The sequence below is a fragment of the Bradyrhizobium sp. BRP23 genome (assembly GCF_020194135.1).
GTDB classification, from domain to species: domain Bacteria; phylum Pseudomonadota; class Alphaproteobacteria; order Rhizobiales; family Xanthobacteraceae; genus Bradyrhizobium; species Bradyrhizobium yuanmingense.
Map to the genome: position 1 here is coordinate 199178 of NZ_JADYVW010000012.1, position 22180 is coordinate 221357.

A 22180-nucleotide genomic window follows, 5' to 3' on the forward strand; every position below is an offset into this window, starting at 1 on the left:
GGGCTGACGATGCAGATGCAGGACAAACTCACGGACAAGCAGCTTTCGGACGAGCAGAGCCGCGAGATCGCCGAGACCATCCGCGAGGAGCTCGCCCGGCGCCGGATGTCGCGGCAGGCGCTGGCCGAGCAAGCCAAGCTCAGCCTGTCGACGCTGGAGAAGGTGCTCGGCGGCCGGCGGCCGTTCACGCTGGCGACGACAGTCCGGCTGGAGCAGGCGCTCGGCGTTTCCTTGCGCAAAAATGTCGTCGCGGCGGCGCCTCCCGCCGCAAACGACGTCGCGCCCGACAGTCTCGGCTCCTATGCGCATCGCGCGGTGACCTGGCTCGAGGACGTCTACATCACCCTGCGGCCGTCGTTCGGCGACAAGGACGCGATCTTCGCCTACCGCACCGAGATCGCCTGGGAGCCGAAACTCTCGTCGCTGGTCTTTCGCGAGGGCGATCGGACCGATGCCGCCTACGAGCATACCGGCGAGGTCGCCGTTCCGCATCAGTCCGGCTTCATCTACCTCGTCATCATCAAGCACGGCCAGCACCGCGTGATCACGGTGTCGCGGCCGACGGTATCAGGCGAGATGTACGGCATCATCTCGACGCTGCGCGCCGGGCCCGGCTCGCAGCTCACGCCGATCGCCGCGCCGATCGCCTATGTGCCGCTCAGGAATATCCCAAAACCTTCCTTGGGCCGGGTTGCGCCCGAGGATCCCAACCACGCCTTGTATCGAAAGCACTTGCGCCGCACGGTGGAAGAGCCGTTTGCGCTGTTCTTGACGTTGTGACAGCAATCCGCTGGGGGTGCGTTGCTGGCTTGTTCGAAGCGTCCGCCGATCAGCCACTCCGCGCAAGTGAACGGCCCAGGTTAAAGCCATGGTGGCCGGGACGAATCCGGTCGAGGCAAGTCTCGCGATGAAGAGCCCGTTCTATACCGCCGAGCACGACGCGTTCCGCGACGCGATGCGGCGGTTCGTCGAGAAGGAGATCGCGCCCTTCGCCCATGAATGGGACGAAGCCGGCGAATTCCCGCGCGAGCTCTATCGCAAGGCGGCCGAAATTGGCCTCTTGGGACTTGGATTCCCGGAAGAATATGGCGGCGTCGCCGCCGACCAGTTCATGAAGATCGTCGCGAGCCAGGAGCTTGCGCGCGCCGGCGCAGGCGGCGTCAGCGCCAGCCTGATGAGCCACACCATCGGCTCTCCCCCGATCGCGCGGGCCGCACGCGCCGAGGTGAAGGCGCGCGTGCTGCCGCAGGTGCTGGCCGGCGAGAAGATCTCCGCACTGGCGATCACCGAGCCGGGCGGCGGCTCCGACGTTGCCAACCTGAGCACGCGCGCGCGGCGCGACGGCGATCACTACGTCGTCAGCGGGGAGAAGACTTTCATCACCTCAGGGATGCGTGCCGACTACCTGACGGTTGCGGTGCGGACCGGCGGCGAGGGCGCCGGCGGCGTCAGCCTGCTCCTGATCGACGGCGATACGCCCGGACTGTCGCGCACCAAGCTGAAGAAGATGGGCTGGTGGGCCTCCGACACCGCGACGCTGCATTTCGACGCATGCCGCGTGCCTGTCGAGAACCTGATCGGCGAGGAGGGCCAAGGCTTCAAGATCATCATGCAGAACTTCAACAGCGAGCGCATGGGCATGGCCGCGAGCTGCACCGCCTTTGCGCGGGTCTGTCTCGACGAGGCCATCGCCTACGCAAAGGAGCGCAAGACCTTCGGCAAGCCGCTCGCGCAGCACCAGGTCATCCGCCACAAGATCGTCGACATGGCGCAGAAGGTCGCGGCATCGCAAGCCATGCTGGAGATGCTGGCCTGGCGGCTCGAGCAGGGCGAGAGCCCGGTCGCCGAAATCTGCATGATGAAGAACCAGGCGACGCAGACCATGGCTTTTTGCGCCTCGGAAGCCGTGCAGATCTTCGGCGGCGCCGGCTTCATGCGCGGCATCAAGGCCGAACGCATCTATCGCGAGGTCAAGGTCAACGCCATCGGCGGCGGCACCGAGGAGATCATGAAGGATCTGGCCTCGCGGCAGATGGGGTTGTGACTACGGCCGTCATTCCGGGGCGCGAAGCGAGCCCGGAATCCATCGGGCCGCAGACACCGTAGACAAATGGATTCCGGGCTCGCGCTACGCGCGCCCCGGAATGACGAGAGGACAAAATGTTATTCACCGCCGACCACGACGACATCCGCCGCTCGCTACAAAGATTCATCGCCAACGAGATCAATCCGCACGTCGATGCGTGGGAGAAGGCCGACATCTTCCCCGCGCACGAGCTGTTCAAGAAAATGGGCAGCCTCGGCTTCCTCGGCCTGAACAAGCCGGTCGAATTCGGCGGCTCGGGCCTCGACTATTCCTACGCGCTGATGATGGCGGAGGAGCTGGGCGCCATCACCTGCGGCGGCGTGCCGATGGCGATCGGAGTGCAGACCGACATGGCAACGCCCGCGCTGGCGCGGTTCGGCTCGGACGAGGTGCGGCGCGAATTCCTGGCGCCCTCGATCTCGGGCGATTACGTCGCCTGCATCGGCGTCTCCGAGCCGGGCGCAGGCTCCGACGTCGCCTCGATCAAGACCCAGGCACGTTCCGACGGCGATGACTACGTCATCGATGGCGGCAAGATGTGGATCACCAACGGCACCCAGGCCGACTGGATCTGCCTGCTCGCAAACACCGGCGACGGCCCCGTTCACCGCAACAAGTCACTGATCTGCGTGCCTATGAAGAGCAAGGGCGTCACCGTCGCGCGCAAACTCGACAAGATGGGCATGCGCTCGTCCGACACGGCACAGATCTTCTTCGACAATGTCCGCGTGCCCAAGCGCAACCGGATCGGCGAGGAGGGCCAGGGTTTTACCTACCAGATGATCCAGTTCCAGGAGGAGCGCTTGTGGGGCGCGGCCGCCTGTCTGAAGGCGCACGAATACATCATCGACCAGACCATCGAATACACCCGCAACCGCAAAGCCTTCGGGAAGTCGATCCTCGACAACCAGGTCGTGCACTTCAAGCTCGCGGAGATGCAGACCGAGGTCGAGCTCTTGCGCGCGCTGATCTATCGCGCCGGCGAGCAGCTGGTCGCCGGCGAGGATGTGACGCGGCTCGCGACCATGGCCAAGCTGAAGGCCGGGCGGCTCGGCCGCGAGCTCACCGACGCCTGCTTGCAATATTGGGGCGGAATGGGCTTTACCAACGAGACACCGGTCAGCCGCGCCTATCGCGACAGCCGCTTGACCTCGATCGGCGGCGGCGCCGACGAGGTCATGCTGATGGTCCTGTGCAAGATGATGGGCACGCTGCCCGGCAGCAAAGGAAACGCCTGATGATCACGCTGTATCACTGCGACGCCGCACGCTCGTTCCGTCCGCTCTGGATGCTGGAGGAGATGGGGCTGCCCTATGAATTGAAGATGCTGCCGTTCCCGCCGCGCGTCTTCGCCAAGGACTATCTCGCGCTCAATCCGCTCGGCACCATCCCCTTCATGATCGACGGCGAGACCAGGATGACGGAATCCTCCGGCATCTGCCATTACCTCGGCATCACATACGGCCCGACGCCGTTGATGGTCGGCCCTGAAGATCCCGCCTACGGCACGTTCCTGAACTGGATGTACTTCAGCGACGCCACGTTAACCTTCCCGCAAACGCTGGTGCTGAGATACACCCAGCTCGAGCCGGAGGAGCGCCGCAACCCGCAGGTCGCCACCGATTACGCGAAATGGTTTCTGGGGAGACTGCGCGCCGTTGAGGCAGCGACCGCGAATGCCGAAACATTGTGCGCTGGCCGCTTCACCGCCGCCGACATCGTCATCGGTTACGCGCTTCGGCTCGCGAGCAATATCGGGCTTGCCAAGGATTTCGGGCCAAACGTCACAGCCTATTGGTCGCGTCTGCAGCAGCGCGAGGGTTTCAAGCGCGCGGTTGCTGCGGAGCAAAAGGCCGGGCAAGAGCAGAATGTCGCGCCGAGGGTGAGGGCGTAAGGGAGGCTGTCATTCCGGGGCGCGGAAGCGCGGTCCCGGAACCTCGAGATTCCCGGTTCGCGTTATTGCGCGTCCACGACGCGCCATGTCTTTTGACAGCGCTATCCTACCGTGACAGCGCCCAAATTTCCGCTAAGGTGACCTCCGTCCGCAGCGGCCAGAGAGCCGCGCGAGGAGGAACCCAATGGAATATAACGGTCGCGAATCCGACCATCTGATGCTGATCACGCCGGAGCGGGTGTTTTATGCGGGCCTGCTTGGTCGTCCGCGCAAACGGACACCCGGCTGCTGCCATGTCTATGTCGCGGTGAAGGGCAATCTGCACCTGACCATCGACGACGTTCTCGCCACCGGCGAGCTGTTCGTCACCCTGCCGAACCAGCGGCACTCCATCGCCAGCGACTATCGCACCGTCATCAGCGTGACGCTGGAGCCGGAAAGCATGGCGGATGGCGTGATCGAAGCCTTGGCCGCACGCCTGACCGGACCCGACCAGGCCGCCTATGCCCGCAAGATCCTCGCCGCCTACGCACTTTTGCGTCAGCGCCGCTATGGCGACATCACCACCGCCGAGTTCGACGAGATGTGCTTTGGCGAGGCGCTGCCGCGCCGCGTGCTGGATCCGCGCGTGATGCGTGCGGTGGCCCGCATCGAGCGCTTCTCCGGCGAGCCGGTGACGGCGGATACCTGCGCCGCTGAAGCCGGCCTCTCGGCCTCGCGCTTCCTGCACCTGTTCAAGGAGGAGACCGGCATCTCGTTCCGCTCCTTCCGCGCCTGGAAGCGCGCGCGGTATCTGCTGCACTTCGCCAACCAGGACCTCAACCTCGCCCATCTGGCGCAGGACATCGGCTATCCCGATTCCACGCATTTCAGCCACTCGATCCGCCGCTTCTACGGATTGAAGCCGCGGGCGATCTTCGTCGGCTCGCGCGATCTTGCGATCTATCGCAGCACCGAGACCGTGCGGATGGCGGAGGCTTCGTAGCTTCGTAGGGTGGGTTAGCCGATCAGATGCGCGAAGCGCAGCTGCTCGGCGTAACCCACCTCTTCAATTTCCACGGAGGCAGACAGTGGTGGGTTACGCCTTCGGCTAACCCACCCTACGAAAGCTCGTCTTTTCCCAGCTTCTCCGCGCAAGAAGCCGCATGTCGCGCGTCACATGATCGCAAGCGTTGAATTCTCAACGTGCGAGACAGTGAACGCATGAGCGACAAGGCCGTCATCACCTGCGCGCTGAACGGCGTGCTCACCGACCCCAAGCAGCACAACGTGCCCGTGACGCCCGAGCAGATGGCGCGCGAGGCCAGGGCTGCGTTCGAGGCCGGCGCGTCCATCATGCACATCCATCTGCGCCAGCAGGCGCCGGGCAAGGGACATCTGCCGTCCTGGGAGGTCGCGGTCAGCAAGGAGATCCAGCAGGCGATCCGCGAAGCCTGCCCGGGCGTGATCATCAACCACACCTCGGGCGTGTCCGGGCCGAACTATTCAGGCGCGCTCGACTGCATCCGCGAGACGAAGCCCGAGATTGCCGCCTGCAATGCCGGCTCGCTGAATTATCTGAAGGTGAAGGCCGACAACAGCTGGGCCTGGCCGCCGATGATGTTCGACAATGCGGTCGAGAAGGTGAAGGACTATCTCGACGTCATGAACGCGGTCGGCACCATCCCCGAGTTCGAGTGCTTCGACGTCGGTATCGTCCGCTGCGTCGGCATGTACCACCAGGTCGGCATGTACAACGGCCCGCTCGAGTACAATTTCGTCATGGGCGTCGCCTCCGGCATGCCGGCCGATCCTGAATTGCTGCCGATCCTCTTGAAGCTGAAGCGCCCCGAGGCGCATTGGCAGGTCACCGCCATCGGCCGCGAGGAGATCTGGCCGCTGCACCAGCGCTGCGCCGAGCTCGGCGGTCATCTGCGCACCGGCCTCGAGGACACCTTCTATCTCGCCGACGGCAAGAAAGTGACATCGAACGGCCAGCTGATCGAAGCCGTCGCCGCCTGCGCAAGGCGCGCCGGCCGCGAGATCGCGAGCCCCGCCGAGGCGCGGAAGATCTTTGGGACGAACAGGTAAGGTATCGCCCCGTCATTGCGAGCGAAGCGAAGCAATCCAGAATCTTTCCGCGGATGCAGTCTGGATTGCTTCGTCGCTTCGCTCCTCGCAATGACGAGCAGGATCAAGTCATGTCCACCATCGAAAACACCATCTCCCCCGGCAGCGCCGCCTACCAAGCCAACCGCGACGGCATGCTCGGCCTGATCGACCGCATGCGCGCGCTCGAGGAGCGCACGCGCGCCGCGTCCGCCGCGGCCAAGGACCGCTTCCACAAGCGCGGCCAGCTGCTGCCGCGCGAGCGCGTCGCGCTGGTGCTCGATCCCGGCGCGCCCTTCATCGAGCTCTCGACGCTGGCGGGCTACATGTTCGACGTGCCGGATGCGAGCAAGAGCGTGCCGGGCGGCGGCGTCATCGCCGGCATCGGCTTCGTCTCGGGCATCCGCTGCATGGTCAGCGCCAGCGATTCCGGCATCGACGCCGGTGCGCTGCAGCCTTACGGCCTCGACAAGACGCTGCGCGTGCAGGAGCTCGCGCTGGAGAACAAGCTGCCTTACGTGCAGCTGGTCGAAAGCGCCGGCGCCAATCTGCTGCGCTACCGCGTCGAGGATTTCGTTCGCGGCGGCAACATCTTTCGCAACCTGGCGCGGCTCTCCGCTGCCGGTCTGCCGGTCGTCACCGTCACGCACGGCTCCTCCACCGCGGGCGGCGCCTATCAGACCGGCCTCTCCGACTACATCGTCATGGTCCGCGGCCGCACCCGCGCCTTTCTCGCCGGACCCCCGCTTCTGAAAGCCGCGACCGGCGAGATCGCGACGGAGGAAGAGCTCGGCGGCGCCGAGATGCATACGCAAATCTCCGGCCTCGGCGATTACCTCGCCGAGGACGATCGCGACGCATTGCGCATCGCGCGGGAGATCATGGCGGCGCTGCAATGGGAGCGGCCGGGCAGAGCGTCGGCGCAGTTCAAGCCGCCGCGCTACGATCAGGACGAGCTGCTCGGCATCATGCCGATGGACCACAAGCGCCCGGTCGACATGAAACAGGTGATCGCGCGCATCGTCGACGATTCCGACTTCACCGAGATGGCGCCGAGTTACGGCCCGGCCACCGTCTGCGGCCATGCCCGCATCGAGAGCCAGGCCATCGGGATCATCACCAACAACGGCCCGCTCGATCCCGCCGGCGCCAACAAGGCGACGCATTTCATCCAGGCATGCTGCCAGACCCGCACGCCGATCCTCTATCTCAACAACACCACCGGCTACATGGTCGGGAAAGCCTATGAGGAAGCCGGCATGATCAAGCACGGCTCCAAGATGATCCAGGCGGTGACGTCGGCAACAGTGCCGCAGATCACCATCTATTGCGGCGCCTCGTTCGGCGCCGGCAATTACGGCATGTGCGGCCGCGGCTTCCATCCGCGCTTCTGCTTCTCCTGGCCCAACGCCAAGACCGCGGTCATGGGCGGCGAGCAGGCCGCCGAGACCATGGCGATCGTGACCGAGGCCGCTGCTATCAGGCGCGGCAAGCCGATCGAGAAGGACAAGCTCGACGCGATGAAGGCGCAAATCATCGGCGTGTTCGACGGCCAGATGGACGTGTTCTCCACCAGCGCCCGCGTGCTCGACGACGGCGTGATCGATCCGCGCGACACCCGCGCGGTGCTGTCGGAGGTACTCGCGATCTGCCGCGAGGGCGATGCGCGCGCGCCGCAGCGCATGCAGTTTTCGGTGGCCCGCCCATGAGGAACGGATCAGTGCAGCACCGGCCGTTCTTCAAGGTCCTGGTCGCCAACCGCGGCGAGATCGCGCTGCGCGTGATGCGCAGCGCGCGGCAGCTCGGCCTCGGTGTCGTCGCGGTCTATTCCGATGCGGATCGCGATGCGCTCCACGTGCGGCAGGCCGATCAGGCCGTACGCATCGGCGAAGCCTTGCCGGCGCAATCCTATCTCAACATCTCGGCAATCATCGCCGCGGCCAAAGCCAGCGGCGCGGATGCCGTTCACCCCGGCTATGGCTTTCTCGCCGAAAACGAGGCGTTTTCGCGCGCCTGCAAGGATGCCGGCCTCGTCTTCATCGGCCCGTCGCCGCAGGCGATCGAGGCGATGGGCAACAAGGCCGGCGCGAAGGAGATCATGAAGAAGGCCGGCGTGCCCATCGTGCCCGGCTACCAGGGTGCTGAGCAAGGCGACGAGGTCATGTTCGCCGAAGCCGGGAAGATCGGCTTTCCCGTGATGATCAAGGCGGTCGCCGGCGGCGGCGGCCGCGGCATGCGGCTCGTCACTGACGCGGCATCCTTCCCCGAAGCCCTGCGCAGCGCGCGGTCGGAAGCGAAAGCCGCGTTCGGCGATGCTGCCGTCATCCTCGAGCGTGCGATCCAGAATCCGCGCCACATCGAGATCCAGGTGTTCGGCGACAGCCACGGCAATGCCATCCATCTCGGCGAGCGCGATTGCTCGGTGCAGCGGCGGCACCAGAAGCTGATCGAGGAGGCGCCGTCGCCGGCGGTCACGCCGGAGCTGCGCGCGAAAATGGGCGAGGTCGCGGTGTCAGCGGTCAAGGCGCTGCGCTATGAAGGCGCCGGCACGCTGGAATTCCTGCTCGATGCCAGTGGCGCGTTCTACTTCATGGAGATGAACACGCGGCTGCAGGTCGAGCATCCCGTGACAGAGGCGATCACCGGGCTCGATCTCGTCGAGCTGCAGCTGCGCGTCGCGCGCGGCGAACCCTTGCCGGTGAAGCAGCAGGACATCAGGTTCTCCGGCCACGCCATCGAGGTGCGGCTCTGCTCGGAAGATGCCGCGGAGGATTTCATGCCGCAGTCCGGCCGCATGGCGCGCTGGCAGGTGCCTGAGGGCATCCGCGTCGAGCACGCGTTGCAACCGGGCTCGGAGATTCCGCCGTTCTACGATTCCATGATCGCCAAGCTGATCAGCCATGGCGCCAATCGCGAGGAGGCGAGGGGACGGCTGATCGTTGGCCTCGAGCAGCTTACGGCCTTTGGCGTGACGACCAATCAGGCGTTCCTGTTATCGTGCCTGCGTCATCCCGGCTTTGCCAAGGGTGAGGCGACGACGGCTTTCATCGGCGCCCATCGCAACGAGCTGCTTGCGCCGCGTGCGGACGCGGCATTCAAGATCGCGCTGGCAGGCCTGCTGCTCTACGTCACCAATCCGCGCGCGCCATCGCGGCAGGGCGGACGGAGCCTCGCCGCCACCTTTCCGCTGCCGGCGAAAATCGACATCGGCGGCGATGCGCACGAGCTCGACATCATGCGCGAGCGCGACGGCAGCTACACCGTCGCCGTCGAAGGCCGCCAGCATAAGTTCGAGATCGACCAGCTCGATCCCGACGCCGTCCGCTTCCGCCTCGCCGGCGTGATGGACAGCGCAAAATTCCTGCGGGATGGCGAACGGCTGTACGTCCAGCACCGCGGCATCCCGCTCGGCCTCACCGATCTCACCCTCGCGGCACCAAAAGCAGCCGCAAGCAATGGCGGTGACGGCAAGGTCCGCGCCGCCATGAACGGCCGCGTGGTCGCCGTCCTCGTCAAGCCCGGCGACCGCGTCACCGCCGGCCAGCCGGTGCTGACGCTGGAAGCGATGAAGATGGAGCACGTCCACAAGGCCGGCATCGACGGCGTGGTCAGCGCGATCGACGTCGCCGAAGGCGAGCAGGTCACGACGGGCCGCATCGTCGCGGAGATCGGGGCGGGTTAGCGCCACAAACGCGGTCTCGTAGGGTGGGCAAAGGCGCGTAGCGCCGTGCCCACGAATGTCGATCATAAGCGGAATGGTGGGCACGCTTCGCTTTGCCCACCCCACGGCTGTGGTGGCCGCGCACATTCAAAAAACAAAGCAATTTCAATATCTTGCTTGTTGCAGAAATCTCGCGACATCTCCCATTGAACATAGTTCATTTTCGAGCTACCAATATTGAACAATGTTCAATATCTGGAGATGTTCATGCTGCGCGCGCGCGACCAAGCTCAACCGGCCAATGCACTGGTCCCGCCAGTCGTTCGCCGACTCTCGTACGCCCCCCTTCAAACCGGCGAGAAATATCTTATCGGTGCGCTCCTCGTCCTGACGCTCACCGCGCTTCTGGCGCCCACGATGCCCGCCGCCGCCTGGCACATCCCGCATTTCGTCGATAGCCGCACCTTCCTCGGCGTGCCCAATGCCGGCGACGTGCTGAGCAATCTCGCCTTCCTCGCGATGGGCGTCTGGGGCTCGGAGCGGCTGCGTGCCCGCCACGATGCGCCGGTGGGTGCGAACTGGTTCTTCGTCGGCCTGATCCTCACGTGCCTCGGCTCGGGCTTCTATCATCTCGACCCCGACGTGCCGCAACGGCTCATCGCCGATCGTCTCGGCATGGCGGTCGCGTTCGCGGGCTTTCTGGGCATCGCGGCCAGCGAGCGCATCAGCACGCGCGCAGGCGAAGCGGTGCTGGTGCTGACGACGATCGCGGGCCTGTTGGCGGCCTGGGTGGCACGCGAGAATCTCACGCCCTGGGTGGTCGTGCAGTTCGGCGGCATGGCGCTGGCCGTGGGCCTTGCGTTGACACGCCCGCGACCCGGCGCGCTTGGCGTGCCGCTCGGCGGCGTGATGGTCTTCTATGTTTTGGCCAAGCTGTTCGAACTCGGCGACGTGACCGTGTTCGAAGCGACCGGCCACATGGTCTCGGGCCATACGCTCAAACATCTCGCCGCCGCGCTCGCGGCCTGGCCGGTGATCCGGGCACTGGGATCTAGGCCGTGTACGCATTAAGAGGCTGGCCGTCGACTGATGTCCGCTTAAGCCCCAACACCAGCGGAGAAGCAGCAATCTTCCAATGTCGCTGAAGGGCCACATGCGGACTCATGCAGGGCAGCATCATTCAATCACCTCGTCAGCCGTCGCGAGTAGCGCGGTTGGAATATTCAGACCGAGAGCGCGAGCAGTCTTAAGATTGATCACCAATCGGAAGCGTTCCGGCTGCTGGATCGGGAGTTCGGCCGCTTTCGCGCCCCGCAGCAGTTTTGCAACATAACCGGCGGAGCGGCGATTGAGGTCAATGATGTCAGGGCCATACGCGAGAAGGCCACCTTCGACCGCTTCTTCACGCCAGTGATACACCGCCGGAATGCGGTTTTGCGCGGCGAGCTCGATGATCTTGCGCCGGTTGGCGAACCCGATGGGGTCCACAAGCACGAGCAGGCCCTGAATATCCTTCGAAGCTATGGTCTGGAAAGCAGGGCCTATGTCCTCCACCGAGCGTTTGATCACCGGAAGTATCTCGACCTGCCGGTCCGCGGCGGTTTTCTGGAAGTCGGCCATCAGCCGTGCATGATATTGGTTGTCGGGGTCGAGGAGCACCGCGAACCGCGACGCCCGTGGCAGTAACTCCAACAGAAGCCCGAAATTCTTGCCGCTGCTTGCGACCCCGGTCAGTCCCGTCACGTTTCCACCCGGCCGCGCAAGACTTGCCGCAAGGCCGACACCGACCGCGTCTGCGGTGGCAGTCACGATGGGGATCGTGCCGGTGACTGCCCTGGCGGCAATTGCCTCGGGCGTGCTGGACGCCACAATCACCTCGACTTCGAGAGCCACCAGCTCGGCGGCAAATCTCGCCAGTTGTTCCCGGTCATTCTTCCAGAACCGGCGCTCGATGATGATGTTCGCGCCCTCCACATATCCCATCTCGCGGAGTCCGCGATCGAAGGCTTCGATTCGTTGGTGCGGAACTGACGCCAGGAAACCGATGCGAGGCATCTTCTTCATGAGCTGATGGGCGGGCTGCGCGATCAAGCTGCGCGGCCAAACGGCACCGATGGCCCCGATCAGTGCAATGAACTCCCGCCGCTGCATGTACCCTCCAAGGACCACGCCTGGGGATGACTACATTAGCATTTTGCCGTGGGACCGTGTGATCGACGGAGGTATGCGGGACTGAGATGGGCCGTTTGGGTTGAATAAGTCGAAAATAACGTCACAGCAAGAACCTCGCTGAATTAGGTCAGAGCGAGTGATGAAGTTCTCGCCTTCAACCCAACTATGCTCTCGGAGCTTTCGCAGAAAAGCATCGAGCGTGCGTTGTACCAACTCCCGGCTCGGAGCACTTAGATAAACAATTCGATGGACACGTTCCTTTTGCCGGGCGCGCGCGGCAATTGGCCAAATTGCGGCCAGTCCGCCGAGGGTCGACATGAAATCGCGTCGCCTCATGACTAGCCTCCAAACAGCGGAGCATTATGGGGCGCAATCAGGACCGAGGATAGGGAAATGAGTCCGCAATGGGTCGAATGCAGACGGTCGCGGTCGCGCGGCAAGGTCGCTACGGGCCGACCTCGGGCGTAGAGCCTTATTCGATCACCTCGTCCGCACGGGCGAGCAGTGATGGCGGGATTTCGATGCCTAAGGAGCGCGCGGTTGCTGAGTTGAGAACCAAACTGAACTCCGTGGGCTGCTGAATGGGCAAATCCTCCGGCCGAGCACCTCCCAAGATTCGTGCGGCGTAGATGCCGGCTTTTTCAAAGTTTGCGACAAGGCTCGGCCCGTAGCTCATCAGGCCACCGGCCGCCGGAAATTCGCGGAATTCATAGGACGCCGGAAGCGAATGACGATCGGCCAATGCGACAAGTTGCGCACGCAGGTTGAAAAATATCGCATCGTTGCTGACGAGGACCGCACCGACTTGGGCGCTAACAAGCTGCCTGAAAGCTGGCTCTAATTCATCCTGGTTGCGCGCCTTGGCTACTTTCAAGGTCCGCCCGGTCGAACGGGCAACTTCGTCAATTTCCTGAAGCAAGTCTTGATTGTCAGGGTTCACCAAAAATCCGACGGTAGCCTTTTGCTGGAGCAGCTCCTGGATCAGTTCGAGGCGCTTTAGGACAAGCCTCGCTGTCATCATAGATATGCCCGTGGCGTTGCCCCCGGGGTGAGCGAAGCTCTTTGCCAGTCCGAGCTTCACGGGGTCTGACGCGATTACGAATACGATCGGAATGGTTGAAGTTACTTTCCTTGCGGCGAGCGCAACCACATTGCCCCCTCCGATGATCAGCGCTGGATTGAAATGCAAGAGCTCCTGAGCGAGCTCCAAAAGCCTACTGTGGTTTCCTCGTGCCCACCTACGTTCTATCGTAACGTTTTTGCCAACTACGAAACCCCTCTCCGCGAGACCTCTTTCGAATGCTGCGTCATAGGGACTCGCAATGTCAGGGGAACCCACGGACAACACACCGATAACAGGTACCGCTGAACGTTGCGCGCTCGCCGTCAGCGGCCACAGAGGTGCCGCGCCGACAAGAAGCGTGATGAACTCCCGCCGTCTCATATGCGCTCCTAAGCTCTCTGGTGACGGCATCGTAGCCGTTCAGGCGAGCTCATTGAAAGTGGCCAAGGTCAAAAGTGTTGCATCCGCGAACCGCCGCAGACTTCTGTCTCCCCCAGCTCCACGAAGCGAGAAACATTTGTTCCCGCTCCTAGAATTGCAATATGGCAAGCCAATTTGCGACAGCATTACTGCTACACATCTCGCTGGGATTGCTGACCATGCCATTGTTTAAGGAGATCAGGGACCCTGACGATGCTCACGTTCCGGCGTCAGGCACGTGCAACCGCAAGAATGAGTTTCGACCCGGGCGGTTGAGGGGTTGGAGTGCAGGCTCAGACTTCTGCTATGGGTCAAAAGCGGTGCTCGGAGGGCGAGGTCCCAATGGTCGGCTGAGGGCCACAAGCGGACATCAACGGGACGATGCAAGAGCACATGGCGGATTTTCGGTTGCCATGATCCGGCCCCGCGCTGGGGAGCACGGAGCGTACAGAACGCTGGCTTGAGGTTGAGGCAATTGGTCCAATCTTCTGATCCATCTTGAAACAAGATCAAGCCTCTCTAAGTCTCACGCCGGAGGGCTCCTCCGACCTCTTTTGGAAAGGATTGCTTGTAACCGTCGAGGACGACGATGATGACACTGGAAGAAAAGCTCGCCCGGTTGCGCACCCACCGCAATAGCATTCACCGCTACCACCGGCTGCTCAAGACCCGCCTTTCCGATCTGGAGCGCGAGTACATCGAAAGCCGTCTCTCCGAGGAACGGGCGGCGCTGGTAAGCCTCGCGCGCACGCCGTTCCCCATTCCTTTTAAAATGCCGCCGCCAGAGCAGCAGCCGCAGACCTTCAAGCCTGAGGTGACCTGAGCTTGCCGTGGGCATCAGGAGGTCGCTCCCGTGCGACAGCGGCCCATCAACGGCGTCGAGCCGGAAAGAACCGAGGATGACATTACGCGTGAGCTGCTCGGCCCCAGGGGCGTTCCGGGCGGTCCCGATCCCGCCCGCATGGTCCCGCAGGTCGAGAAGAACACGCCAAAGCACATAAGGTGGAGAAACCCCGAGCTCCCGCGATGAACCGAGCGCCAGAAACCGGAACCTTGTTGATCTGGTCAAGGGCAGAGAGGCGGAACGGGTAGTGGCAAATCACCGTTGCTCCGAATTGCGGGGCGCCTTTGATTGCGGTGCAATGATGCAGGACGCTCAGAAGTACATCAACATTGCCGCTCTAGTCGCGCTCGCTGGTTGGCTTGGTCTCTGTTTCAAGATGGGCTGGTACTGATGGGGCGGCTTACGCCCGGAGTAGACCACATCGGCCCCAGCCTGGAGGTTTTTCCGGATCGAAAAACGAGCTGGGACCGAGATGTCTGCCGTTGGATGGCAAACGCAGCTTGGTCCCAAAAATCATGCCCCGTGGCATTCAAATTTGGGAATCCGACGCAAACGGAATGCCCGATGAACCTAGCCCCGGAGCAAGGCCTTTCCATCGGCGCTTTCGGAATTTGGCGCCGGGAGTAAGCCGTCCAGCAAGGCTAGCTCGAGCTGCGGCACTTACGGCTGACCCAAGGCCGACTGCGCTGAGTAGCTGCCGGCCCCAGGTCCGCACCGAATTTCGTCCGCGTCGGCTGGACAGGTTTTTCCGATGACGGCGAAGCTATGCCACGAGCCAAACGATCCAGCTTCTCAGCTACCGGTGGTCAGCCGCGGCGGGTTGCGGGACATAATCCAGAGCTCGATCGCTGCCAAGATTGCGACCGCCGCGCCGATGATCACATGCACGGTCATCGCGGTGGTTCCCTGGAAGCCCAATACCCAGGGCGATACCAGTGCCCACAAGCCGACGACGAGGTTCAGCCATTCCTCCCACACCGCGAACGCCGCCAGCGCCGCGACCGCAAGGATCGCGATGGCGATACCGGTGATAACGGCGTTCTGAGAGACCGTCCCCGCATCGAAACCGAATATCCAGGGCGAAACGAACAGTACCGCGCCGAGGATCAGGTTCGCAACATCACAAAACTTTGCGTTCGTCCAATTCCCTTCCCAATTCTGCATGGCACCCTCCATTGGAGGTTTCGATGCGAAATCAACCGCGTAATCGCCGAGCCGGTTTCCATCGCGGCCCGCGGCATAATGGCAACGGAGAGGCGGACCCGCCGCGCCGGTGCTGTCCTAGGCTGTGTGCTCATTAAGCAGCTGACCGCCTGCGGTCCCAACCTTAACAGCGGCGGGAAAGCGGACGGCTCCGGAGGTCGCTGAAGGGTCAAAATGCGAAGAACTCAGGTTGAGCAAATCTGGACCGCTCTGCCGCGATAAGCAGACCTCTGTGAGACGCAGCGCAACTTCGCAGATGGACCAAAGGCTGAATTTACGGACTTAGTCACTATTGGCACGCGCCAGCAGGGACGTTCGAAGCCCTTCTTCGATTGACACGATCTGACTGTTCTCTCCACTTGGCCAATTGTCGGTTAGAGGCTTGAAGTCGTCGCCGCCCATCCTAAGTTCAGACGCTGCCGGCTGTGTCCGGCAAAACGAAACTCATGCGAAGGATTGAGAAGCCCGCTTGCGCGGGCATAAGTCGAGGGAAGTCACATGAGAAAGCTTGCTCTTGCAATCGCCGCGGCAGCAACGCTCCTCATCGGAACCGTTGCGCCGGCCTCGGCCCATTGGCGGGGCCATCATCATCATTGGGGCGGTCCAGGCATCGGTCCGGCCATCGCGCTCGGCCTGTTCACCGGAGCGCTGGCCGCCGCGGCCGCACCTCCGGTCTATTATGCGCCGGTCTATGGTCCGCCGCGATACTATTATGGCCCCCGCTATTACCGGACCGTGCGGTATTATCCGGCGGCATATCCATACTGGTATCCCTGGTGAACTGATGCAAAGGCCCGGCCCGCAACCGGGCCTTATCGCTGCCCGGCATCTCGATCGCCTGCGTACGGCGCTGCCGAGCTCGCGTTTGGGATGACTGGAACCGATTGCAGCAGGAGAAGTTCTGTCGTGAACATGCAGGTCCGGAGGCGCACCGGGCCCGAGCGAGCGCGCCAAATGCGCCTCGACGCTAGCCCGGCCCGCGTAACACGATCGGATCTGGCCTCCCCATGAACAAGAATGCCCGTTTCAATATCGGATACGCCATCGCCGCAATTTTCGCGGTCTTCCTGATTCAGTATCTGATCTCGGCGGCGAACCAGATCGCGGTGATCCCCTACAGCGAATATCAGCAATTGCTGCGCCAGGGGAAAGTCGAGACGGTCGGCATCTCCGACCGCACCTTGCAGGGCACGCTGAAGGAGCCGCTGTCCGGCGGCCAGAAGCAATTCGTCACCACGCGCGTCGACCAGGACGTCGCCCAGGAGCTCGAGAAGCACAACGTCCGTTTCACCGGGCAGATCGAGAGCACGTTTCTGCGCGACCTGTTGTCCTGGGTCATGCCGGTTCTGCTGTTCTTCGGCGTCTGGTGGTACATCGGCCGCCGCATGGCCGAGGGCGGCGGGATCGGCGGCGGGCTGATGGCAATCGGCAAGAGCAAGGCCAAGGTCTACGTTGAATCCAACACCGGCGTCACGTTTGCCGACGTCGCCGGCGTGGACGAGGCCAAGGACGAGCTGCGCGAGGTTGTCGATTTCCTGAAGAACCCGACAGACTATGGCCGGCTCGGCGGCCGCATGCCGAAAGGCGTGCTGCTGGTGGGCCCGCCGGGCACAGGCAAGACCTTGCTGGCCAAGGCGGTGGCCGGCGAGGCCAGGGTGCCGTTCTTCTCGATCTCCGGCTCGGAGTTCGTCGAGATGTTCGTCGGCGTCGGCGCGGCGCGGGTGCGGGACCTGTTCCAGCAGGCGCGGGAAAAGGCGCCGGCCATCATCTTCATCGACGAGCTCGACGCACTGGGCCGCGCCCGCGGCATCGGCCCGTTCGCCGGCGGCCATGACGAGAAGGAGCAGACGCTCAACCAGCTGCTGGTCGAGCTCGACGGCTTCGATTCGCGCTCCGGGCTCGTCATCCTCGCCGCCACCAACCGGCCGGAAATCCTCGATCCCGCCCTGCTCCGCGCCGGCCGCTTTGACCGCCAGGTGCTGGTCGACCGTCCAGACAAGCGGGGCCGGATCGAGATCCTCAAGGTGCACATGAAGAAGGTGCGCCTGGCCGAGAATGTCGATGCAGACGCCGTTGCCGCGCTGACACCAGGCTTCACGGGCGCGGATCTCGCCAATCTCGTCAACGAGGCCGCGCTGCTGGCGACGCGCCGCGCCGCCGAGGCGGTGACCATGAGCGATTTCAACAATGCGGTCGAGCGCATGATCGCAGGCCTGGAAAAGCGCAACCGCCTGCTCAACCCCAGGGAACGCGAGATCGTCGCCTATCACGAGATGGGGCACGCCCTCGTCGCGCTCTCACTGCCGGGGACCGATCCCGTGCACAAGGTCTCGATCATCCCGCGCGGCGTCGGCGCGCTCGGCTACACCATCCAGCGGCCGATCGAGGACCGTTTCCTGATGACCAAGGAGGAGCTGGAGAACAAGATGGCGGTGTTGCTCGGCGGCCGCGCCGCGGAGCTTATCGTGTTCGGGCACTTGTCGACCGGTGCGGCGGACGACCTGCGCCGCGTCACCGATATCGCCCGCAGCATGGTGACGCGCTACGGCATGTCGGAGCGTCTCGGCAGCGTCGCCTATGAGCGCGATCCCGGCAACTTCCTGGCCGGCCCTGACCGCCCCTATCCGACGCGCGAGCGCGACTATGCCGAGGAGACCGCGGCCGCGGTCGACCACGAGGTGAAAACCATCGTCGACCAGGTGTTCCAGCGCACCCAGGGCATCCTGACCACGCGGCGGCCGATCCTGGACCGCGCCGCAAAAAAGCTGCTCGAGAAGGAAACGCTGGAGCAGAGCGACATCGATGTGCTGATCCGGGAGATGCCCAAGGAAGGGCTGCGGGCGATCTAGGGCCACTCACGCGGCGCGCTTGCGCCTGATCTCGGCGGGAAGCTCGATCATCCGCCTGTCCGGAGGCGAACCGTTCGAGATGAGCGGCGCGGGCGCGCCCTCGCGCTTCGGCGCCTCGATCCCGATGCCGGGATCGGTGCTTCTGGCGTGCCATTCGATCAGGAGATGGCCGGCCACCAACATCAAGCCGGCGCAGAACAGCGCAAGAGCTGCGCTCACGAGATCACGATAGTCATCCATCCCACGAACCAAGCATGCGTGCAGCCTCATCGGCGCCTGCGTGGACCAGATTGGAATGAAGGCTCCGCGTTTCAAGAGCCTGTCTGCAGCGGCAAAGGCATACGGCAATCGCAATTTCCGTCACGACCGTTCACGCTGGAACATTCCGGCCATTTCCAAATTCTAGTGGCGCCCACCGGCCTGAGGCGTCTGGGTGCCATGATCGGGCTCAGCGGATCAGGTTCGCGGTGGTCCAACCATCTTGCTCTAACGAGGATTTGGCCATGAAACCTGACTGCGCTCGGACCGCGCCGCTCTCGGCGCTTCACTCAGATTATCGCTTGGATCGACAAGGCGCCCCTGATCGGGGCGAACGGTGCTCGTGAGGGAGGGCGCGATGTTGGTTGCCTCACTTCCTGCCCTTCACGGGGAAAGCGGGCTATCCCGCTATCTCAAGGAGATCCATCGTTTTCCGTTGCTCGAGGCATCGGAGGAAGCCGACTATGCGAGGCGATTGCGCGATAGCGGCGATCGTGACGCCGCCTATCGGCTGGTGACGAGCCATTTGCGGCTCGCGGCGAAGATCGCGCTGCAATATCGCCGCTATGGCCTCGCCATCGCCGACCTCATCTCGGAGGCCAATGTCGGGCTGATGCTGGCCGTCAAGCGGTTCGATCCCGAGAAAGGCTTCCGGCTTGCGACCTATGCCTCCTGGTGGATCAAGGCCTCGGTTCAGGAATACATCCTGCGATCATGGTCGCTCGTCAAGCTGGGCACCACTGCTGCGCAGAAGAAGCTGTTCTTCAACCTGCGCAAGCTGAAGAACAAGCTTGGCGTCGCGGAGGATGGCGATCTCCGGACGGATCAGCTGACATCTATCGCCAAACATCTCGACGTCAGGGAAGCCGACGTCGCCGAGATGGACGGCCGGCTGCGCGGCGACATCTCGCTCAACGCGCCGATCAGCGTCGAGACGGAAGGCGACCAATGGCAGGACCGGCTCGTGGATCCCTCTCCCGATCCGGAAAGTCTGCTCCTGGACGCGGCCGACCGTGAACGCACCAAGGCTGCCCTCGCCGATGCACTCGCTGCGCTGTCACCGCGGGAGCGCAGCATCGTCGAGGCGCGATATCTCGGCGAGCCGCAGCAGACGCTGGATGCGCTCGCCGGCAAGTTCGCCATCTCGCGCGAGCGCGTCCGGCAGATCGAGCAGCGCGCGTTGCAGCGGATCAAGGCGAAGATGTCCGCGCGTCTCGATGAGGCGCGCCTTGCAACGTCGCGTTAGGCGAGCGAAGAAGAATGCTGATCGGCCAAGGCCGATCAGCATCCTCTGCAGATATCGGGGACAAGACGTTCGGGCGAAAACTCCCGGCTCCTGCGCTCGGTCTGGCCGGACTTCTCAGGATTGCTCCGAGACGCTCCGACGGAACTGGTCGCAAGCTGCCGGGCGGGCTCGGCCGAGCTCCGCATCTCGGCGCGAGGCGTGTCGGCTTCCTTGGCCTGAAGCCCATTGGCCATGCCCAACACAGCGACGGCGAGGACAATGCCTCTCATCTGATGATCCTCCTTTCGCGTGAGCGATGAGTGGCTGAACGATGAGGAGCGGCCTCGCCGGCCGCTCCCCCATTTCAGCTCGTGGCGGGCTCCGGCTTGTCTCGATCAGGCGGCGTGAGGTCGAGCCGGATCCCGGATGGCCCGAGGACCGGCAGCAATGTGTCCACCTTCATGGTCGGGCTGCCCCGATCCCAGCTCGACCACGGCATCGTGTCCAGGTACGGGATCGGCGGCAAGGCGAGCCGCTCGAAACTGTCCGCAGTCTTGGCGGCAGGGCCGGGGCTTTCGGCGCCAAAGGCCGCAAAGGGCACCAGCGAGAGGCCAGCCCCAACGGCCAAGGCGGCGAGCCGCCGCAACGTTTTCCGAGTGGTTTCCCCGCGAGCGGAGAAAGCACGATCCTTGATCATTTCATCCTCCTTTCGTTCGAGAACACAGTCACAGATCCATGGCAAACGAGCCCGGCCGTTCGGCCAGGCTCGCCCGTCCTTAGAAGTCCATCGCGGGAGCGCTCGGCGCTTCCGTCTTCTTCGGCTTCTCGGCCACCAGCGCTTCGGTCGTGATGAGCAGCGAGGCCACCGAGGCCGCATCCTGCAAGGCGGTGCGGACGACCTTGGCAGGATCGATCACGCCCGCCTGCACCAGATCCTGGTACTCGCCAGTCGCGGCATTGAAGCCCCAGGTGTAGGTCTGGTTCTCGAGCAGCTTGCCGACGACGACGGAGCCGTCCTCACCCGCATTCTGCACGATCTGCCGCGCCGGGACCTGGATGGCGCGGCGCACGATGTCCACGCCCGCCTTCTGGTCGGCATTGGCGGTCTTGACCCCGTCGAGCGCCTTGAGCGCGCGCAGCAGTGCCACGCCGCCGCCCGGCAGGATGCCTTCCTCGACCGCGGCCCGGGTCGCATGCAGAGCGTCGTCGACGCGATCCTTGCGCTCCTTGACCTCGACCTCGGTCGCGCCGCCGACCCGGATCACCGCGACGCCGCCGGCGAGCTTGGCGAGGCGCTCCTGCAGCTTCTCGCGGTCGTAATCCGAGGTGGTTTCCTCGATCTGCGCCCTGATCTGCTGGCTGCGCGCCTCGATGTCCTTCTTGGCGCCGGCGCCGTCGACGATCGTCGTGTTCTCCTTCTCGATCACCACTTTCTTGGCACGGCCCAGCATCTTCACGGTGACGTTCTCGAGCTTGATGCCGAGATCTTCGGAGATCACGGTGCCGCCGGTGAGGATCGCGATATCCTCCAGCATCGCCTTGCGGCGGTCGCCGAAGCCCGGCGCCTTGACGGCTGCCACCTTCAGGCCGCCGCGCAGGCGGTTGACGACCAGCGTCGCCAGCGCCTCGCCCTCGACCTCCTCCGCGATGATCAGGAGCGGCTTGCCGGATTGCACGACCTGCTCCAGCAGCGGCAGCACGGTCTGCAGGCCCGACAGCTTCTTCTCGTGGATCAGCACATAGGGATCCTCGAGCTCGGCCTTCATCTTCTCGGCGTTGGTGACGAAATAGGGCGAGATGTAGCCGCGGTCGAACTGCATGCCCTCGACCACTTCGAGCTCGGTGTGCAGGCTCTTGGCCTCCTCGACCGTGATCACGCCCTCATTGCCGACCTTCTGCATCGCATCCGCCAGGAAGCGGCCGATCTCGGTGTCGCCGTTGGCGGAGATGGTGCCGACCTGGACGATCTCGTCGTTGGAGGTGATCTTCTTGGCGTGCGACTTGAGGTCGGCGACGATCGCGTCCACGCCAAGGTCGACGCCGCGCTTGAGGTCCATCGGATTCATGCCGGCAGCGACCGCCTTGGCGCCCTCCTTGACGATGGCCTGCGCCAGCACGGTCGCCGTGGTGGTGCCGTCTCCGGCGAGATCACTGGTCTTGGAGGCGACCTCGCGCACCATCTGGGCGCCCATGTTCTCGAACTTGTCCTCCAGCTCGATCTCCTTGGCGACGGTGACGCCGTCCTTGGTAATGCGGGGAGCGCCGAACGATTTCTCGATAACGACGTTGCGTCCCTTTGGACCGAGCGTGACCTTCACCGCATTCGCCAGTGTGTCGACGCCCCGCAGCATGCGCTCGCGGGCCTCGGTCGCGAACTTCACGTCCTTGGCAGCCATGTTGTTAAACTCCTTTCCGTT

General features: G+C 63.9%; 19 protein-coding genes. 13 read left to right on the plus strand and 6 right to left on the minus strand.

The window, feature by feature from the left end:
• The first annotated feature begins 9 nt into the window (after positions 1-9).
• From I6F24_RS28630 to I6F24_RS28670, 9 genes are all read left to right on the plus strand, one after another.
• Positions 10-780: a helix-turn-helix transcriptional regulator gene (locus tag I6F24_RS28630; protein WP_057025963.1), complete on the plus strand. Its 771-nt coding sequence runs from the start codon at positions 10-12 to the stop codon at positions 778-780.
• Between the two features lie 127 nt (positions 781-907).
• A complete protein-coding gene (locus tag I6F24_RS28635; protein WP_225152386.1) occupies positions 908-2044 on the plus strand; it encodes an acyl-CoA dehydrogenase family protein in 1137 nt (378 codons plus the stop codon).
• A 116-nt stretch (positions 2045-2160) separates the two neighbouring features.
• Positions 2161-3324: an acyl-CoA dehydrogenase family protein gene (locus I6F24_RS28640; protein ID WP_225130465.1), complete on the plus strand. Its 1164-nt coding sequence runs from the start codon at positions 2161-2163 to the stop codon at positions 3322-3324.
• Positions 3324-3980 carry a glutathione S-transferase family protein gene (locus tag I6F24_RS28645; protein ID WP_225130463.1) on the plus strand — a complete coding sequence of 219 codons (657 nt, stop codon included), beginning with the start codon at positions 3324-3326 and terminating at the stop codon, positions 3978-3980. The genes I6F24_RS28640 and I6F24_RS28645 overlap by 1 nt, the downstream gene beginning before the upstream one ends.
• 184 nt (positions 3981-4164) lie before the next feature.
• A complete protein-coding gene (locus I6F24_RS28650; protein ID WP_036023887.1) occupies positions 4165-4965 on the plus strand; it encodes an AraC family transcriptional regulator in 801 nt (266 codons plus the stop codon).
• Between the two features lie 218 nt (positions 4966-5183).
• Entirely contained in the window at positions 5184-6050 is an 867-nt protein-coding gene (locus I6F24_RS28655; RefSeq protein ID WP_225152359.1) for a 3-keto-5-aminohexanoate cleavage protein, read from the plus strand.
• 110 nt (positions 6051-6160) lie between these two features.
• Positions 6161-7777, plus strand: a complete 1617-nt coding sequence (locus I6F24_RS28660) for an acyl-CoA carboxylase subunit beta (RefSeq protein ID WP_225152361.1) — start codon at positions 6161-6163, stop codon at positions 7775-7777.
• Positions 7774-9750: an acetyl-CoA carboxylase biotin carboxylase subunit gene (locus I6F24_RS28665; RefSeq protein ID WP_225152363.1), complete on the plus strand. Its 1977-nt coding sequence runs from the start codon at positions 7774-7776 to the stop codon at positions 9748-9750. The genes I6F24_RS28660 and I6F24_RS28665 overlap by 4 nt, the downstream gene beginning before the upstream one ends.
• 246 nt (positions 9751-9996) lie before the next feature.
• Positions 9997-10800 (plus strand): hypothetical protein, encoded by an 804-nt coding sequence (locus I6F24_RS28670; RefSeq protein ID WP_225156532.1) that lies wholly within the window; start codon positions 9997-9999, stop codon positions 10798-10800.
• A gap of 105 nt (positions 10801-10905) precedes the next feature.
• On the opposite strand, the gene I6F24_RS28675 is transcribed toward I6F24_RS28670, so the two are convergent.
• Both I6F24_RS28675 and I6F24_RS28680 read right to left on the minus strand, forming a co-directional pair.
• A complete protein-coding gene (locus tag I6F24_RS28675; protein ID WP_036002174.1) occupies positions 10906-11880 on the minus strand; it encodes an ABC transporter substrate-binding protein in 975 nt (324 codons plus the stop codon).
• Positions 11881-12373: 493 nt separating this feature from the next.
• Positions 12374-13375, minus strand: coding sequence for an ABC transporter substrate-binding protein (locus I6F24_RS28680; protein ID WP_346656940.1), 1002 nt, complete (start codon positions 13373-13375; stop codon positions 12374-12376).
• A gap of 598 nt (positions 13376-13973) precedes the next feature.
• Here I6F24_RS28680 and I6F24_RS28685 point away from each other — a divergent pair.
• Positions 13974-14207: a hypothetical protein gene (locus I6F24_RS28685; protein ID WP_306469161.1), complete on the plus strand. Its 234-nt coding sequence runs from the start codon at positions 13974-13976 to the stop codon at positions 14205-14207.
• An 813-nt stretch (positions 14208-15020) separates the two neighbouring features.
• Here I6F24_RS28685 and I6F24_RS28690 read toward each other — a convergent pair.
• Positions 15021-15392 carry an SPW repeat protein gene (locus I6F24_RS28690; protein WP_225145710.1) on the minus strand — a complete coding sequence of 124 codons (372 nt, stop codon included), beginning with the start codon at positions 15390-15392 and terminating at the stop codon, positions 15021-15023.
• A 537-nt stretch (positions 15393-15929) separates the two neighbouring features.
• Here I6F24_RS28690 and I6F24_RS28695 point away from each other — a divergent pair.
• The gene (locus tag I6F24_RS28695) at positions 15930-16211 is read left to right on the plus strand and encodes a hypothetical protein (RefSeq protein WP_036002069.1); all 282 of its coding nucleotides are present in this window, start codon (positions 15930-15932) and stop codon (positions 16209-16211) included.
• 227 nt (positions 16212-16438) lie between these two features.
• The gene (ftsH, locus tag I6F24_RS28700; protein WP_225114817.1) at positions 16439-18280 is read left to right on the plus strand and encodes an ATP-dependent zinc metalloprotease FtsH; all 1842 of its coding nucleotides are present in this window, start codon (positions 16439-16441) and stop codon (positions 18278-18280) included.
• A 6-nt stretch (positions 18281-18286) separates the two neighbouring features.
• Here the strand turns inward: ftsH and I6F24_RS28705 are convergent, their stop codons facing one another.
• Positions 18287-18520 carry a hypothetical protein gene (locus I6F24_RS28705; protein ID WP_128262508.1) on the minus strand — a complete coding sequence of 78 codons (234 nt, stop codon included), beginning with the start codon at positions 18518-18520 and terminating at the stop codon, positions 18287-18289.
• Positions 18521-18896: 376 nt separating this feature from the next.
• Between I6F24_RS28705 and rpoH the strand changes: the two genes are divergently transcribed.
• A complete protein-coding gene (gene rpoH / locus I6F24_RS28710; RefSeq protein WP_225152369.1) occupies positions 18897-19784 on the plus strand; it encodes an RNA polymerase sigma factor RpoH in 888 nt (295 codons plus the stop codon).
• Between the two features lie 343 nt (positions 19785-20127).
• Here the strand turns inward: rpoH and I6F24_RS28715 are convergent, their stop codons facing one another.
• Positions 20128-20460, minus strand: a complete 333-nt coding sequence (locus tag I6F24_RS28715) for a hypothetical protein (RefSeq protein ID WP_036002054.1) — start codon at positions 20458-20460, stop codon at positions 20128-20130.
• Between the two features lie 79 nt (positions 20461-20539).
• Positions 20540-22159: a chaperonin GroEL gene (gene groL, locus I6F24_RS28720; RefSeq protein WP_225134689.1), complete on the minus strand. Its 1620-nt coding sequence runs from the start codon at positions 22157-22159 to the stop codon at positions 20540-20542.
• Positions 22160-22180: the final 21 nt, after the last annotated feature.

Excerpts from the sequence above, each read along its gene's own strand:
- I6F24_RS28630 (WP_057025963.1), top strand. The coding sequence starts at position 10 with ATGCAGATGCAGGACAAACTCACGGACAAGCAGCTTTCGGACGAGCAG.
- I6F24_RS28635 (WP_225152386.1), top strand. The coding sequence starts at position 908 with ATGAAGAGCCCGTTCTATACCGCCGAGCACGACGCGTTCCGCGACGCG.
- I6F24_RS28640 (WP_225130465.1), top strand. The coding sequence starts at position 2,161 with ATGTTATTCACCGCCGACCACGACGACATCCGCCGCTCGCTACAAAGA.
- I6F24_RS28645 (WP_225130463.1), top strand. The coding sequence starts at position 3,324 with ATGATCACGCTGTATCACTGCGACGCCGCACGCTCGTTCCGTCCGCTC.
- I6F24_RS28650 (WP_036023887.1), top strand. The coding sequence starts at position 4,165 with ATGGAATATAACGGTCGCGAATCCGACCATCTGATGCTGATCACGCCG.
- I6F24_RS28655 (WP_225152359.1), top strand. The coding sequence starts at position 5,184 with ATGAGCGACAAGGCCGTCATCACCTGCGCGCTGAACGGCGTGCTCACC.
- I6F24_RS28660 (WP_225152361.1), top strand. The coding sequence starts at position 6,161 with ATGTCCACCATCGAAAACACCATCTCCCCCGGCAGCGCCGCCTACCAA.
- I6F24_RS28665 (WP_225152363.1), top strand. The coding sequence starts at position 7,774 with ATGAGGAACGGATCAGTGCAGCACCGGCCGTTCTTCAAGGTCCTGGTC.
- I6F24_RS28670 (WP_225156532.1), top strand. The coding sequence starts at position 9,997 with ATGCTGCGCGCGCGCGACCAAGCTCAACCGGCCAATGCACTGGTCCCG.
- I6F24_RS28675 (WP_036002174.1), bottom strand. The coding sequence starts at position 11,880 with ATGCAGCGGCGGGAGTTCATTGCACTGATCGGGGCCATCGGTGCCGTT.
- I6F24_RS28680 (WP_346656940.1), bottom strand. The coding sequence starts at position 13,375 with ATGCCGTCACCAGAGAGCTTAGGAGCGCATATGAGACGGCGGGAGTTC.
- I6F24_RS28685 (WP_306469161.1), top strand. The coding sequence starts at position 13,974 with ATGATGACACTGGAAGAAAAGCTCGCCCGGTTGCGCACCCACCGCAAT.
- I6F24_RS28690 (WP_225145710.1), bottom strand. The coding sequence starts at position 15,392 with ATGCAGAATTGGGAAGGGAATTGGACGAACGCAAAGTTTTGTGATGTT.
- I6F24_RS28695 (WP_036002069.1), top strand. The coding sequence starts at position 15,930 with ATGAGAAAGCTTGCTCTTGCAATCGCCGCGGCAGCAACGCTCCTCATC.
- ftsH (WP_225114817.1), top strand. The coding sequence starts at position 16,439 with ATGAACAAGAATGCCCGTTTCAATATCGGATACGCCATCGCCGCAATT.
- I6F24_RS28705 (WP_128262508.1), bottom strand. The coding sequence starts at position 18,520 with ATGGATGACTATCGTGATCTCGTGAGCGCAGCTCTTGCGCTGTTCTGC.
- rpoH (WP_225152369.1), top strand. The coding sequence starts at position 18,897 with ATGTTGGTTGCCTCACTTCCTGCCCTTCACGGGGAAAGCGGGCTATCC.
- I6F24_RS28715 (WP_036002054.1), bottom strand. The coding sequence starts at position 20,460 with ATGATCAAGGATCGTGCTTTCTCCGCTCGCGGGGAAACCACTCGGAAA.
- groL (WP_225134689.1), bottom strand. The coding sequence starts at position 22,159 with ATGGCTGCCAAGGACGTGAAGTTCGCGACCGAGGCCCGCGAGCGCATG.